This is a genomic window from Kitasatospora sp. NPDC096140 (assembly GCF_040303045.1).
In the GTDB taxonomy this organism is placed as follows: Bacteria; Actinomycetota; Actinomycetes; order Streptomycetales; family Streptomycetaceae; genus Kitasatospora.
This window is the reverse complement of record NZ_JBEOUW010000045.1, coordinates 64159-77197: the sequence shown is the minus strand read 5'-3', so window position 1 is coordinate 77197 and position 13039 is coordinate 64159. Positions and strand designations below refer to the sequence as shown.

General features: G+C 70.5%; 16 protein-coding genes and 1 pseudogene. 4 read left to right on the top strand and 13 right to left on the bottom strand.

The genetic code is table 11. The annotated features are described in order from the left end of the window. Window positions 1–107: 107 nt before the first annotated feature. Together ABT048_RS41755 and ABT048_RS33955 are read left to right on the top strand one after the other, a co-directional pair. Window positions 108–247: pseudogene (locus tag ABT048_RS41755) on the top strand (NUDIX hydrolase); the annotation flags it as partial. After that, a complete protein-coding gene (locus tag ABT048_RS33955; protein ID WP_350525435.1) occupies window positions 244–657 on the top strand; it encodes an NUDIX hydrolase in 414 nt (137 codons plus the stop codon). The pseudogene ABT048_RS41755 and the gene ABT048_RS33955, both read left to right, overlap by 4 nt. Before the next feature lie 396 nt (window positions 658–1053). On the opposite strand, the gene ABT048_RS33950 is transcribed toward ABT048_RS33955, so the two are convergent. The 9 genes from ABT048_RS33950 to ABT048_RS33910 all read right to left on the bottom strand — a co-directional run bounded on the left by ABT048_RS33950 (window position 1054) and on the right by ABT048_RS33910 (window position 5645). Next, window positions 1054–1512 carry a GNAT family N-acetyltransferase gene (locus ABT048_RS33950; RefSeq protein ID WP_350525434.1) on the bottom strand — a complete coding sequence of 153 codons (459 nt, stop codon included), beginning with the start codon at window positions 1510–1512 and terminating at the stop codon, window positions 1054–1056. Next, on the bottom strand, window positions 1491–2354 hold the full coding sequence (locus ABT048_RS33945) for a protein kinase domain-containing protein (protein WP_350525433.1): 864 nt from the start codon (window positions 2352–2354) through the stop codon (window positions 1491–1493). The genes ABT048_RS33950 and ABT048_RS33945 overlap by 22 nt, the downstream gene beginning before the upstream one ends. A gap of 110 nt (window positions 2355–2464) precedes the next feature. After that, window positions 2465–2665: a hypothetical protein gene (locus ABT048_RS33940; protein WP_350525432.1), complete on the bottom strand. Its 201-nt coding sequence runs from the start codon at window positions 2663–2665 to the stop codon at window positions 2465–2467. Between the two features lie 210 nt (window positions 2666–2875). After that, the gene (locus ABT048_RS33935; RefSeq protein ID WP_350525431.1) at window positions 2876–3133 is read right to left on the bottom strand and encodes a hypothetical protein; all 258 of its coding nucleotides are present in this window, start codon (window positions 3131–3133) and stop codon (window positions 2876–2878) included. A gap of 95 nt (window positions 3134–3228) precedes the next feature. Continuing rightward, entirely contained in the window at window positions 3229–4077 is an 849-nt protein-coding gene (locus ABT048_RS33930; RefSeq protein ID WP_350525430.1) for a helix-turn-helix domain-containing protein, read from the bottom strand. Between the two features lie 30 nt (window positions 4078–4107). Beyond that, on the bottom strand, window positions 4108–4632 hold the full coding sequence (locus ABT048_RS33925) for a DUF6879 family protein (protein WP_350525429.1): 525 nt from the start codon (window positions 4630–4632) through the stop codon (window positions 4108–4110). Continuing rightward, window positions 4613–4846, bottom strand: a complete 234-nt coding sequence (locus ABT048_RS33920) for a hypothetical protein (RefSeq protein ID WP_350525428.1) — start codon at window positions 4844–4846, stop codon at window positions 4613–4615. The genes ABT048_RS33925 and ABT048_RS33920 overlap by 20 nt, the downstream gene beginning before the upstream one ends. A 188-nt stretch (window positions 4847–5034) precedes the next feature. After that, window positions 5035–5286, bottom strand: a complete 252-nt coding sequence (locus ABT048_RS33915) for a hypothetical protein (RefSeq protein WP_350525427.1) — start codon at window positions 5284–5286, stop codon at window positions 5035–5037. Further along, window positions 5283–5645 (bottom strand): ATP-binding protein, encoded by a 363-nt coding sequence (locus ABT048_RS33910; protein WP_350525426.1) that lies wholly within the window; start codon window positions 5643–5645, stop codon window positions 5283–5285. Before ABT048_RS33910 ends, ABT048_RS33915 begins: the two co-directional genes overlap by 4 nt. Before the next feature lie 291 nt (window positions 5646–5936). Between ABT048_RS33910 and ABT048_RS33905 the strand changes: the two genes are divergently transcribed. Continuing rightward, window positions 5937–6800, top strand: a complete 864-nt coding sequence (locus ABT048_RS33905) for a helix-turn-helix domain-containing protein (RefSeq protein WP_350525425.1) — start codon at window positions 5937–5939, stop codon at window positions 6798–6800. After that, window positions 6793–6993, top strand: a complete 201-nt coding sequence (locus tag ABT048_RS33900; RefSeq protein ID WP_350525424.1) for a DUF397 domain-containing protein — start codon at window positions 6793–6795, stop codon at window positions 6991–6993. Before ABT048_RS33905 ends, ABT048_RS33900 begins: the two co-directional genes overlap by 8 nt. Window positions 6994–7035: 42 nt before the next feature. Here the strand turns inward: ABT048_RS33900 and ABT048_RS33895 are convergent, their stop codons facing one another. The 4 genes from ABT048_RS33895 to ABT048_RS33880 are packed head-to-tail and all read right to left on the bottom strand — an operon-like array spanning window position 7036 to window position 13036. Continuing rightward, window positions 7036–7389 carry a YciI family protein gene (locus ABT048_RS33895; RefSeq protein ID WP_350525423.1) on the bottom strand — a complete coding sequence of 118 codons (354 nt, stop codon included), beginning with the start codon at window positions 7387–7389 and terminating at the stop codon, window positions 7036–7038. A gap of 5 nt (window positions 7390–7394) precedes the next feature. Next, the gene (locus tag ABT048_RS33890; protein ID WP_350525422.1) at window positions 7395–7745 is read right to left on the bottom strand and encodes a YciI family protein; all 351 of its coding nucleotides are present in this window, start codon (window positions 7743–7745) and stop codon (window positions 7395–7397) included. A gap of 42 nt (window positions 7746–7787) precedes the next feature. Next, entirely contained in the window at window positions 7788–10754 is a 2967-nt protein-coding gene (locus ABT048_RS33885; RefSeq protein WP_350525421.1) for an NHLP bacteriocin export ABC transporter permease/ATPase subunit, read from the bottom strand. Next, window positions 10751–13036, bottom strand: a complete 2286-nt coding sequence (locus ABT048_RS33880; protein WP_350525420.1) for an NHLP family bacteriocin export ABC transporter peptidase/permease/ATPase subunit — start codon at window positions 13034–13036, stop codon at window positions 10751–10753. The genes ABT048_RS33885 and ABT048_RS33880 overlap by 4 nt, the downstream gene beginning before the upstream one ends. Window positions 13037–13039: the final 3 nt, after the last annotated feature.

Below are 13039 nucleotides of genomic sequence, written 5' to 3'. Positions count from 1 at the left end.
TCCGATCTCCCCCCGCCCCCCGCCCGCGGCGCCCTACCACACCCGGCATGCGAACGGTCCGCTCCCTGCATGCAGGGAGCGGACCCGAGGAGTGACCTGCGCGCCGGATGACGGGCGTGGTGTGGGAGTACTTCCCATGCGAGTACCTGGCGATGTGATGTGGGTTCCTCGAAACTCGGTGGTCCGATTCATCGACGCCGATACGGTCTTCTTACCCATCCTGGCCGCCCTGGAGGAGCAGACGTGACACAGCAGACTGCGGAGGAACGCCCGGGCATCGCCGCTGCGCTCGTGGTCCACGAAGCCTGCATTCTGATGGTGAGGCGACGGGTCAGCGAGGGGCAGCTCTCCTGGCAGTTCCCGGCCGGTGAGATCGAGCCCGGTGAGTCTCCAGAGCAGGCAGCTGTCCGTGAAACGGCGGAGGAGACCGGGCTCGGTGTGGCCGCAGTCAAGCTCCTGGGTGAGCGCGTGCATCCCAAGACCGGCCGGCTGATGTCGTACACGGCGTGCCGGGTCGTCGGCGGCACTGCCGAGGTGGTCGACACGGAGGAGCTGGACCAACTCGCCTGGGTCGCTCTCGCCGAGATCCCGGAGTATGTGCCGTATGGCCTCTTCGGGCCGGTCCAGGAGTTCCTGGACGCCACGCTCATGAGCTGACCGACCTCGATCGAGAGGCCCCGATCGACTCGGGGCAGGCGCCGGCGGACCGCTGCCGGGGAGGTGGTGGGCCGTTCAGGAGGAGGTGTCCGAACTCGACCTCACCGACGCGCCGTGACGCCCCACCAAGGCAAGAGGAGTGGGAAGTCGGCCGATCCGACTTCCCACGCCTCCACAGTCGACGGGCGCTACGCGCCGGCTCGGGTCACCCGGGCAAGGCGGACCTCGACGAGGTAGCCCGGGGCGGAGGGCATGCGGCGGGCCCAGGCCCCCGCCGCCCCCGCCCCCGCCCCCGCCCCCGCCCCCGCCCGCGGCGCCCTACCACGACCGGTATGCGAACGGCCCGCTCCCTGCATGCAGGGAGCGGGCCGTCCTGGTGTGCTGCCTCAGATGCGCTCAGGGCGACCGGATGGCATAGGTGGTGAATCCGGCGTGCTCACCGGTCGGTTCGAACCCCGCCTTGAGGAGGACGCGGCCGGAGGCCGGGTTCTGCGGGTGGTGTTTGGCGCGGATCACGGACAGCCCGAGACGGCCGAAGCCCAGGGCGACGAGCCCGCGTACTGCTTCGGTGGCGAGCCCCTTCCCCCGGGCATCCGGACGCAGGACGTAGCCGGCGGAGGCGAAGGAGCGGTCGAGGTGGAGCTTGGCGATCCCGAGCAGATCGCCGTCGACATCGAGGCCCAGGGTGTAGATCATGCGCGGGGATCGAGCGGCGGAGGCCGCAGCGTCGTGAGCGGCGCTTCGGGCTTCCGCGGCGTCCATCGGCCCGCGGCCGAGGAACCTCGTCGATTCCGGGCTGTAGATGCTCTGGAGGGCTTCGGCGTCGTCCGGGGTCAGCTCGCGTAGCCGGACCATGCGTCCACCGCTTGTACGAGGTCGGCCAGTTCGACGGCGCTCGGCCGGTCGTCGGGCCCGGCCAGCAGGACGTCCCGCAGCCGGGCCTGAAGCGTGGGCCAGGGCGTCGAGGCGGCGAGCGGGACGGCCCGGGTCGCGATGGCCTTGCGGATCTCCGCGACGGGCGTGCCCCGCCCGAGTCCGGCGGCCTCGTAGTCCAGCGGCCATGTGCCTGTGACGCAGGTCCACAGGGTGCCGGCGAGGGCATGGACGTCGGCCGTCTGTGTCGTGTCGACGGGCTGGGGGCCGGTGATGATGGCGGCAGCCAACTCCGGGGCGGTGAGGTGGATCATCGTGCCGTCGAATGCGGTCCACGGGGTGCTGCCGAGCCGTCGGGACCAGGCGAAGTCGAGGAGGCGCACCGTTCCGTCCGCGCCGTGGATTCCGTGCTGGGGCTGAAGGTCGCCGTGTACCCACCCCTCGGCGTGGAGGCCGGCAACGGCGCGGCACAGCTCCACTGCCGCTTCAAGGGCGTCACCCCGCCCGCCGTCGCCCTTGCGTACCGGGCGGAAGACCTCCCAGGTGGACGGTCCGGCCAGCCACGGGGTGACGTACCAGACGCCGTCGTCGAAGCGGCCGGCGGTCACGGTGTAGCCGGGGAGCTGGTCCAGGACGGAGGCTTCGCGCGCGGTCACCTCGGCGGCCTCACCGGTGCCGAGCTTGATGCTCGCGACGCCTTGCGGTCCGGTGGCTTTCCAGACTGCGGAGCCTCGCCGGTTGCTGATCTCCTCCAGCTCCAACGGCCCACAGATGGACCGCGCGGCCTTCAGCGCTTCGTCGGCCGCGGGAGTGAACTCGCCCATTCTCTTACTGCCTTCCACTCGCACGGGATGTGCTCGGAGACGACCCGCAGAATCAACCATGAGAGCGGCTCGCTCCCTGTGCGCAGGGAGCGAGCCGTTAGGTGTGCCTGTCAGCCGAAGGGCAGTACCTGGGTGCTGCCGCCGGCGAGGATGTGCTGGTACTCGTTCTCGCCCTGGAGCGAGCGGTAGTTGATCACCGGATCGCCGGCTCGTACGAGGGCGGTCGCACAGCCCAGGCACCAGGGCTGTGGCGGCTGCACGTCGAGATCCTCGATCGCCGCAGGAACGGAGCACTGCGTGCAGTTCGACATCGGGTCCTCCCTGGGGTCGGGGTCGTGGAAGGGGCAGGGCGGGGATGGTCCGAGCGGGGGTGTGTCAGACGGTAGCGTCGAAGCGATCTGGATCGATGCTCGCCACACCCAACACGCGCATGGCGAAGGCCAGTTGTAGGCGGCAAGGTCGGTCGGGATCTCGATCTCGCACAGGGCGTTCGCGGTGTGTCCTCCTGTTCGATGTCGCGCTCAGAGCACGGGGTGGTTCGCCGCCCGGACGCGGGTCAGCAGGTCAGCCCGCCGCTGCCGCTCCTCGGAGGTCAGGGGAGCTGCGGTGTGCTCCTCCGGCGTGAGGACCGGCCGAGAGGGTGCCAGGCACTCCCCGTCAGCCAGGTGCTGTGCGTGAGTTCGGACGAGCATCCGGCCGATGGTGGGGTACTCGTGGGCCGGGTAGCGCGCCTTCGCATCGACGAAGAACGCACATCCCGGGCATTCGCCGTCGGCCATGAGATCAGCTCCCCGCGCCTGATGAGATGTCGTCAGCAGGACGGTAAGGAGCCAAGGGCCGTGCGGTCGACGAAGTTGCACCCGGTTGCACCGGTTCACCCGAGCGAGTCGATGGCCTTCGTGATGCAGGCCCGTGCCGTCGCGCCTCGGACGGCGAGCTTCGCCAGCTCGGCGAAGGCCCGGTGATACGTGCTGATCTCGCTCGGAGTGGAGATGTTGATCTCGGCAGTGAGGGTCTCCACGGCGACCAGCTCGTCATCGAAGGCGTAGAACGCTTCGAGTGGCCACACTGTACGGCGCACGCCCCGCGGGATGATCCCGAAGGACACGTTCGGCTGAGCCATGACCGACAACAGGCGTCCCAGCTGGGCGGCCATGGCCGCGTTGTCCGCCACTCGGTAGTACAGGACCGTTTCCTCGACCAGGATCGCGAACCGCCGGCCGGCGTTCTGGACCACGCTCGATCGTTCGGTCCTGGCTCGAACGGCCTGGCCGACATCATCAGGCGTTCCTTGGAAGTCGGTGATCGACCGAAGGAGCCCTGTTGCGTACCCGGCTGTCTGCAGCATTCCCGGCACGACGTTGGATGCGTAGACCCGGAAGCTCCGGGTTCGTTGGTACAACGGGAGGGTCTTCTCGTGGATCCGGCGCATGCCGTCGCGGTGGATCTGCCGCCACTGCACGTACATCGAGTCGGCGGAACGTGAAGCCGAAATGAGGTCCGAGGCCTGGTCCTCGGATCCGCAGGCGGCGCACCAGGCACGGATGTCCGCATCCGAAGGCGCGGTCAGACCGCGCGCGATCCGCGATGACTTCGACTTGTGCCACCCGCACCGGACGGCCAGTTCATCCCCGGTGAGCCCCGCGTCCTTCTTCATCGCGTCCAGGCGTGCGGCGATCTCTGCGCGTGCGGCCTTCGCGCTGGACAGTGGAGAGGTGGGCATGAACCGGCCGATCGACTTCCGGCGCAGGCGCTAGACGGCGAACTTCTGGTGCGGGACCCCGGCGTCCCACACGGCCTCGAAGGCCGAGGCGCAAAGCGCCACCACCGCCGGGTCTTCGGTCTGATCGGTGTGGACCCACCGGCCGTCGCCGTCGAAGACGTTGAACTGGACGACCCGGCCGTCGAAGATCCAGCAGTCGTTCCCTGGGAGGGCGATTCCCGACGCACCACGCCTGGGGAGCCACCGAATCTCTTCACCCGCCGCGACATTGGTGAAGGTCCCGGAATGTTCGAAGCGGATGTACTCGCTCACCGGCTCCGAGACGACCCGGGCGCGACGAATCGCGACGCCCTTGCGGGTGACTTCCTGCACCAGGTCCAGCCACGGCCGCCACCACGACTCCCGGTTCTCGGGGTCGAGCCTCTTGCCCTGACGCCATGCGGTGAACCCGTCGGTCTCGTTCTCGACCGCGTACCAGTCCCGCATCTCCAGGTGCAGCGCGGAGTGCTGCGCGGATCGGATCAGATCGGCGAAGCTAGAGAGCGTCTGCGCCACGAACGGCCTCCCTGAGAAGCGGGATCATGCGTTTGGGGATCCGGACCACGGCCTCGTGCTCCGGAATGGGGCCGGCTTTCCGGCACTCGGCCTCCGTTGCCAGATCTGCCTTCCAGCCTTGGATCACCAGCTCCCCGCGCTCCTCGTCGAGCCACACGGACGGGCATCCGTGATCGCCCGACTCCGGGTCCTTGCCGAGGAATCGTAGCTCCATGACCACCTCCGCTGATGCGTCTGTTGCGCTCAGTTGTGACGACCTTGAACTCGGCCCTTTGACGCCGTCAACGGCGCATCGGCGCACGGGCGGCACGGGCGTCACTTCCCTGAGCTCTGTCGGGGGTCCCCGCGAGGCCCTCGCCATGAGATGGGCGAGGGCCTCCGCGTGTCTCAGTGCTGCTCGTTCTACGGGGTCCACGCCTTGTTGCGGTCCAGGTCGCGGAGGAGGTGGAGGAGGTTGAGCATGGTGCTGACCGGGGCGTTGCCGAAGTCGACGAGGATGCGGCCGTCGATGGTGGACCCGCCGGGCGAGGCGGAGCCCCAGAGGAGTCCGTACGGCATTCCACGCCGGTGCAGTTCGCCGAGCAGGGCCGTGATCTGCGGCCCGCTGTAGTCCTTCATCCGCGGGTCGTCCGGGGCGACCGGCTCGCGGGTCACGCGGCGGAGTCCAGCTCGTACCAGACGCTCTTGCCGCGCTTCTGGGGGTCGACGCCCCAGCGGTGGGTGAGGCCCTCCACCAGCTGGAGGCCGCGGCCGGTCTCGGCGAACTCGGCCGAGGTCCGCTGCTGGGGGACGGCGTCGGACTCGTCGGAGACGGTGACGCGGAGGGTGTGCCCGAGGAGGGAGAACCAGACGACGGGCGCCGTGGTGTCGCCGTGGCGCCACGCGTTGACGAGGAGCTCCATCAGGGCGAGTTCGGCGTTGAAGATGGTCTCGGGGTGCCAGCCGTTGCGGGTCAGGACGTCCCGCAGGGCCTGCCGGCTGAGCGTGAGCGAGGGGGTGTTACGGGTGCACACGGGAACCTCCGTGAGGCTGTGGTGTGGGAGAGGTGACGACGGGCGTCGCCGTGAGCCAGGCCAGGCCGGAGCAGGGCTGGTTGCTCTTCGGTGCCGGGGCAGCAGGCGCCTACTGCCCGGGATGCAGGCATTACTGACGATCCGTCGGATCGAGCTGGGAACGACGATAGCGCATCGGGGCTTAAGGTTAATCTCGATGTGCGAAGGTTCCCCCGATGGAGTAGTTCCCCCGGATGGCCACCCCCGCGCGCGGCACGGCAGACTGGCGCCTGTACCAGCAGAGAGGACGCCATGGCCAACCGTCAGAACCCGACACTTCGCCAGCGTCGACTCGGCGCCGAACTGCGGCGGATGCGAGAGCAGGCAAACTTCACGGGCAGCCACCTCGCCCGCCTACTCGGTGTGACTCCGGCCCTGGTGACGCAGATGGAGAGCGGGAAGTCCGCCGTCAGCGTGGATCGCCTGCACGAGATCGCGGAGGCTTGCATGTGCGCCAACGCGCCCTTGGTTGACGCGCTCGCCGACATGGCCAGGGAGCGAGAGCGAGCCTGGTGGGATGAGTATCGAAACGTACTCGCAGCCGCGCCAATTGATGTGGCGGAAATCGAAGGGCGTGCGAAGAGGCTCAAGAGCTTCAACCTTGGTTTCATCCCGGGGCTGCTTCAGACGGGGCCCTATGCCGCTGCTGTGTTCGCAAGAGGGTTCACCCCGCTCCCCGATCGCGAGGTCGATCGCAGGGTGAACTTCCGCCTGCGGAGGCAGCAGGCTGTTCGATCCGGTGAAGCTCTGTACGTGGCGCTCGTCCACGAGGCGGCGCTGCGTATTCAGTACGGCGGGCCGGCGGTGCTCAGGGAGCAGCTTGATTCCCTTGTCATCGACTCTGATCTTCCAGGAGTCTCGCTGCGAGTCGTGCCGTTCGATACGGCTGACTTCGCTGGTCCCAGCGAGAACCTGGTCTACGCGGAGGGGCCGGTGCCGGAGCTGGACACGGTCCAGGCCGACTCGTCCCACGGCTCCCACGTCTTCGACTCGCCAGCCCAGCTGGCGGGCTATCGTGCGATCTTTGATCGCATCGAAGCCGTCGCGCTCCCGGAGAGCGAGTCACGAGATTTCATTCGCTCGATCGTGAAGGAAATGAAGTACAGGTATGAATAGGTCCGAGTGGCGGAAATCCAGCTTCAGTGAAGCGGCAAGCAACTGTGTTGAGGTTCGTGCGGTCAATGAGGTGATCGAGCTCCGCGAGTCCGACGACGGTGACGTCATCGTCCGCACCACGCCCGCCAAGTTCGCCGCGTTCCTCCGGGGCGCGAAGGCCGGCGAGTTCGACCACTTCACCGCCGACGCCTGAGCACGTCGCCCCGTCGAGCCGGTGCTCGACGGGGCGAATCCCTCAGGTCACCCGGACGGGGCGGACCTCGACGAGGTCGCCCGGGGCGCCGGGCATGCGGCGGGCCCAGGCCACCGCCTCCGCCTCATCGGCAACGTCGATCACCCACAGCCCGCCCAGGTGCTCGTGCCCCTCCCGGTACGGCCCGTCCGAGACCGGTGCCCCGGCGCCGCCCCCCGGCACCACCAGTCGGGCGCTGCAGCTGCGGTGCAGCCCACCCCCGTACCGCACGCCGACACCGGCCTCGGCGAGCTCCCGGCCGAATCTCGCGTGGGCGGCATCGAGCGCCGCCTCCTCCGCCTCGCTCAGCCCGTTCCAGACCCGCTCGTCGCCGTGAATGAGCAGGGTGTATTCCATGATCCTCAGTTCTCCGTTCCCACCGGCCGGTTGGTCCGCGGTGGCCCGTCGCAGCGACGGACCTCCACCCGGCCCGATTCGCTGACCGGCAGTTTCGCCGCCCAGCCGAGCGCCTCCTGTTCGGAGGGCACGTCGATCACCCAGAGGCCGCCGACCTCCAGCACGCCGTCCCCGGCCCGGGCCTCGCCCTCGGCGGCGGCCGGCCGGGCCAGCCGAGCGCCGTAAACGATCCGCACGCCGGCCTCGGCCAGCTCCCGCCCGAAGGCGCGGTTGGCGGTGAACCGCGCCTCGCGCTCCTCGGGCGTCATCCGGTCCCAGTCCGTCTCCTGGCCGAAGACCAGCAGGGCGTATTCCATGTGCCGTCCCTCCCCGAAACGAACGACCTACGAACGAACGACCTACATCTGCCGGCTGGCGAGCCGGGCGAACAGCCCGTCCCGGTCGGCCAGCAGTTCCTCGTACCGGCCCTGCTGGACCACCCGGCCCTGGTCCATGACGATGATCCGGTCGGCCTCGGCGACCGTCGACAGCCGGTGGGCGATCACCACCCGTGTGGCGTTGAGCCGGCGCGTGGATTCGGTGACCAGCCGCTGGGTCGGGTTGTCGAGCGCGCTCGTCGCCTCGTCGAAGAAGACGATGCGGGGCCGGGAGACCAGCGCGCGGGCGATCATGAGGCGTTGCCGCTGGCCGCCGCTGAGGGTGCTGGTGCCTTCCGAGAGCACGGTGTTCATGCCCATCGGCAGTGCCGCGATGTCCTTGTCGATGCCGGCCATCTCGGCGGCCGCCCAGGCGTCGTCCAGGGTGTGGTTGGTGGAGCCGACGATGTTGGCCTTGATGTCGCCGGCCAGCAGCGCGCCGTGCTGCAGCACGACCCCGCACTGCCGCCGGACCGCGGAGACCTCCAGCTCGCCGAGGTCCTGGCCGTCGTAGAGGACGGTGCCGGCCTCCGGCCGTTCGAAGCCGAGCAGCAGCCGCAGCACGGTGGACTTGCCGCTGCCGGACGGGCCGACGACGGCGACGAACTCGCCGGGTTCGATGGTCAGCGTGACGTCCTGGAGGGCGGGCGGGCCGTCCTGGCCGTAGCGGAAGGTGACGTGGCTGAGGCCGAGCCGCCCGGAGAGGTCGCCCGGGTCGGCCTTGGTGTCGTCGACCTCGGGCTTCTCCTCCAGGATCGGCCGCAGTCGCTCCAGCATCGGCACGACGCCCATCGCGGTGACCGCGGCGGAGGTGAACTGCAGGCTGGAGGCGATCAGCAGGTTGAAGGCGGTGAAGAAGGCGAGGAAGACCGGGATCGGTACGCTGCCGTCCAGCGGGCCGGCGATCACGCCGAAGACGATGACCGAACAGACCAGCGGGAAGCCCGCGTTGAAGGTGGTGACGGCGTTCTGCACCCGGCGGGAGGAGGCGGCGAGTCCGCGCCCCTTGCCGAACTCGGCGGCCCACACCCCGAACACCCGGTCCTCGGCCGCGGTGACGCGCAACTTGGGGACGGCGGTGAGCAGTTGGAAGACCCGGGCGGACATGGTCTGCTCGTGCGCGTACAGCCGGCGCTGCCAGCGGACCTCCAGCCGGCCGGCGACGAGGGCGAAGCCGCCGCCGATCAGCACGAGGACGGTGGCCAGCGCGGCGAGCCGCAGGTCGTAGAAGAAGACCAGCACCAGGTTGGCGAGCCCGGTGAGCAGCCCGAGGGTCGCCGTGGTCATCATCCCGGAGAGGGTCTCCTGGGCGGCGCTGACGCCGAGCACGGTGGTGCCGAGTTCGCCGGTGGAGTAGTTGGCGAAGAACGGCGCGGGCAGCGACAGCAGCCTGGTCCAGACGCCGACCTGCATGGCGGCGGTGGAGCGGCTCTCGATCCGCAGTACGGCGATGTTCTGCACGATGGACAGTGCGGCCACCGCCATCGCGGAGCCGATCACCACCAGCGCGCCCTCGGTGATCAGGTTGCGCTGGGCGTGCGCGACGAAGGTGCCGAGCACCTCGCCGGTCATGATCGGGACGAGCAGGCCGATCAGTGCGACCAGGGCGGCCATGCCGGTGAACATCCACAGGTCGCGCCGGTTGTTGCGCAGGCCGAACTTGAGCAGTCCGCTGACGGTCCGGACGGCCGCCGGCAGCGGCCGGTACAGCACGGTGGCCTTGTTCTGCAGTTCGGCGGCGAGCTTCGGGGTCAGCGGGGTGACCTTGCCGCCCTCGGCGAGGACGTAGCCGCCGCCGGAGCCGTCGCCGAGCGGCAGCAGCGCGACCGGGGCGCCGGCCTTGCGGTAGCCGATCATCGCGCCGAGGTCGTGGCGCCACCAGCGGCCGTCGAGCCGGACGGAGCGGGTGCGCACGCCGGAGGCGAGCGCGATGGCCTGCAGCCGGTCCAGCCGGCGGTCGTGGCCGTTGCCGGTGACCGGGGCGGTGACGGTGTAGCCCTCGTGCGCGGCGACCAGCCGGGCGGCGGCCAGGGTGGGCTCGTCGCCGGTGGCGTCGCCGATCCGCAGCCGGGAGGAGGTGTCGCGCAGGACGGTCTCGAAGCCGCGTGCGGAGTCGGCGAGGGTGCCGGCGTCGCGTTCGCGGCGGGCGGTGATCAGTTCGGTCTCGGCGTCGCGGCGGGTCTCGATCCGGCGGTCGACGGCGTCCAGGAGCCGGCCGCAGTGCGCGGTGAGGCGTTCCCAGAGCCCGCCCTCGTCGAGGAGTTCGCGCGGGGAGCGGGCCCGGACGGTGGCCGGGCCGGTGGCGACCAGCCAGTCCTTCTCGGTGAGGCAGAGCTCGGTGCCCCCGGCGAGTTCGCCGGCCGCGCCGCCGGGCGCCTCGACGGTGCCTTCCTCGACCCGCACCCACTGCAGGCCGTCGACCGAGCGCAGGGCCTGGCCGCGCTTGAGGGCGGTGGGCCCGGCGGGGTCGAGCGGGGTGAACTCGCGCGGCGGCAGGGTGTCGCGCAGGGCGCCGGCCAGGGCGGTGAGGCCGCGGGCGAGCCCGGCCAGGAACTGGTCGGCGGCCTGCTGCTGTTCGCCCTCGGGCAGGGCCCGGACGGCGGCTCCGGCGGCGGTGCCGCAGTCCCGGCCGCGGGCGGAGAGGCCCTCGACCCAGGAGGTGGCGAGGTAGGAGACCTCGGCGCCGAGCACCGGGCGGGCGACGATGCCGCGCCGCGCTCCGGCGGCCGCGCCGGGCACCAGGGTGCCCGCCTCCATCCGGCACAGGAAGTGCCAACGGCCCTGCGGCGCACCGGATTCGAGGCTCACGGCGAACAGGTCGACGGCGCCGGAGCGGACCAGCAGCATCCGCCCGGGGTCGTCCAGGACGAGGTAGCGGTCGGCGAGCGGCTCGACCGGTTCGGCGGCCTCGGTGAAGAACGGCGAGAAGACTTCCACAGCGACAGTCACAGTTCGTCCTCCTCCTCGCGGCGCGCGGACTCGATGAGCGCGGTGTAGTGCCCGCCCAGCGCCAACAGCTCGTCGTGGGTGCCCCGTTCGACGATCTCGCCCTGGTTCAGCACGATGATCTCGTCGGCGTCGCGGACGGTGGAGAGCCGGTGCGCGATGATCAGGCAGGCGCAGCCGCGGCGGCGCAGGTTGTCCATGATCACCCGCTCGGTCTCCGGGTCGAGCGCGCTGGTCGCCTCGTCCAGGACCAGCAGGGTGGGTTCGGTGGCCAGTGCGCGGGCCAGCTCCAGGCGTTGGCGCTGGCCGCCGCTGAAGTTGCGCCCGCCCTCCAGGACCGGGCTGTGGATGCCGCCGGGCCTGGTCATCACGGTGTCGAAGACCGCGGCGTCGTGCAGTGCGGCGGTGACGGCCTCGTCGGGGACGTCGTCGTTCCACAGCGTGAGGTTGTCCCGGACGGTGCCCTCGAACAGCGAGATGTCCTGGTCGACGTAGGCCAGCGAGGAGGCCAGCACGGTGCGGGACAGCTCCTCGCGCGGCCGCCCGTCCAGCAGGATCCGGCCCGACCACGGGGTGTAGAGGCCGGTCAGCAGCCGGCCGAGGGTGGACTTGCCGCTGCCGGAGCCGCCGACCACGGCGATCCGCCGGCCGGGGACGACGGTCAGGCTGAGGTCCTTGATGATCGGGTCGGAGAGCGGGCTGTAGCCGAAGCGGACGTTCTCGAACTCCAGGTTGCCGTCCAGCTTGGGCCCGGCCTGCGGCTCCGGTTTGGCGAACGCCGCCGCCACCGGGTAGCGCTCGACGTCGTACAGCCGCTTGATGTCGGCGGTGACGTCCTGCAGTCGGCCGCCCAGGTTGGTGAGCTGGGTGACCGGGCGGCTGAGCGCGGCGAGCAGGGTCTGGAAGGAGACCAGGATGCCGACGCTCATCGCGCCGTCGACCACCCGCTGCCCGCCGACCAGCAGGATCAGCCCGCTGTTGAGCGCGGCCAGCATCGGCGGCACGACGGTGAGCACGGCGCTGGGGATGCCCAGCTTCTGCTTGGCGGTGACGACCTTGGCCAGGAAGCCGGCCCAGCGGCTGAAGGCGTCCGGCTCGGCGCCGGTGGCCTTGACCGTCTCGATCAGCGAGAGGGTGGTGAAGGTGGTCGCGGTCAGGTTGCCGCGGTCGGTGCGCAGGGCGGCGACGGCGTCGGTGCGGGAGCGGGCGACGGCCTGCAGCACGACGATGTTGAGCAGCGCCATGCCGAGGCCGACGACGCCGAGCAGGATGTCGTAGCGGATCAGGATGGCCGCGTAGAACAGCACCAGGCCGAGGTTGATGACGGTCAGCGCGAGGTCGCGGGAGAGGATCTCGGCGACCACGTCGTTGCCGGAGACGCGTTTGGCGACCTCGGCCGGGCGGCGCTGCAGGAAGAAGTCGACCGGCAGCCGCAGCAGGTGCCGGAAGAACCGGGCGGAGCTGACCAGCCCCATCCGGATCTCGATCCGCAGCAGGTAGTGCCGTTGGACGGAGGTCAGCACGAAGACGACGACGGCGGTGGCGGTCATGGCGGCCAGCAGCGGGAGGAGGTAGCCGCTCCCGCTGCCGGCCAGGACCCGGTCGATGAACACCCGGGTGTACGCGGGGATGGCGATGCCGGGCAGCACCAGCAGCAGGCTGGCGAGCAGCACCAGCGGCATGGCGCGTCCGGTGGGCAGCCGGCGTTCCAGCAGCGCGCGGGTGATGCCGCCCCGGTCGCCGCCGGGTTCGAAGTCGGGGCCCTTCTCGAAGGAGAGGACGATCCCGGTGAAGCCGGAGTCGAACTCGTCCCACTCCATCAGCCGGGGGCCGCTGGCGGGGTCGTTGACCGCGACGACGGTGCGCCCGTACCGGGTGCGGACGCCCTCGACCACCATGAAGTGCTGGAACGCCCAGAAGATGATCACCGGGCCGTCGAGGTCGCGGAGCTTCTCGGCCTCGGTCTGGTAGCCGCGGGCCTTGAGCCCGTACGCGCGGGCCGCGTTGAGCAGGGTGGAGGCGCGGGCGCCGTCGCGGGAGACGCCGCAGACGCCGCGCAGGTCCTCCAGCGGCACCCAGCGGCCGTGGTGGGCGAGGATCATGGCGAGGCTGGCGGCGCCGCACTCCACCGACTCCATCTGCAGGACGGTCGGGACGGCGTGCCGCCAGCGCCGCGGCGCGGCCGCCCGGGTGGGGCGGCCGCGGCGGTTCCTCTTCCCCGGCTTCTTCCCCGGTGCGGGGTCGGAAGCGGTGCTCCGGGTGGTCTCCGGGATCGTGGTTGTCATCGG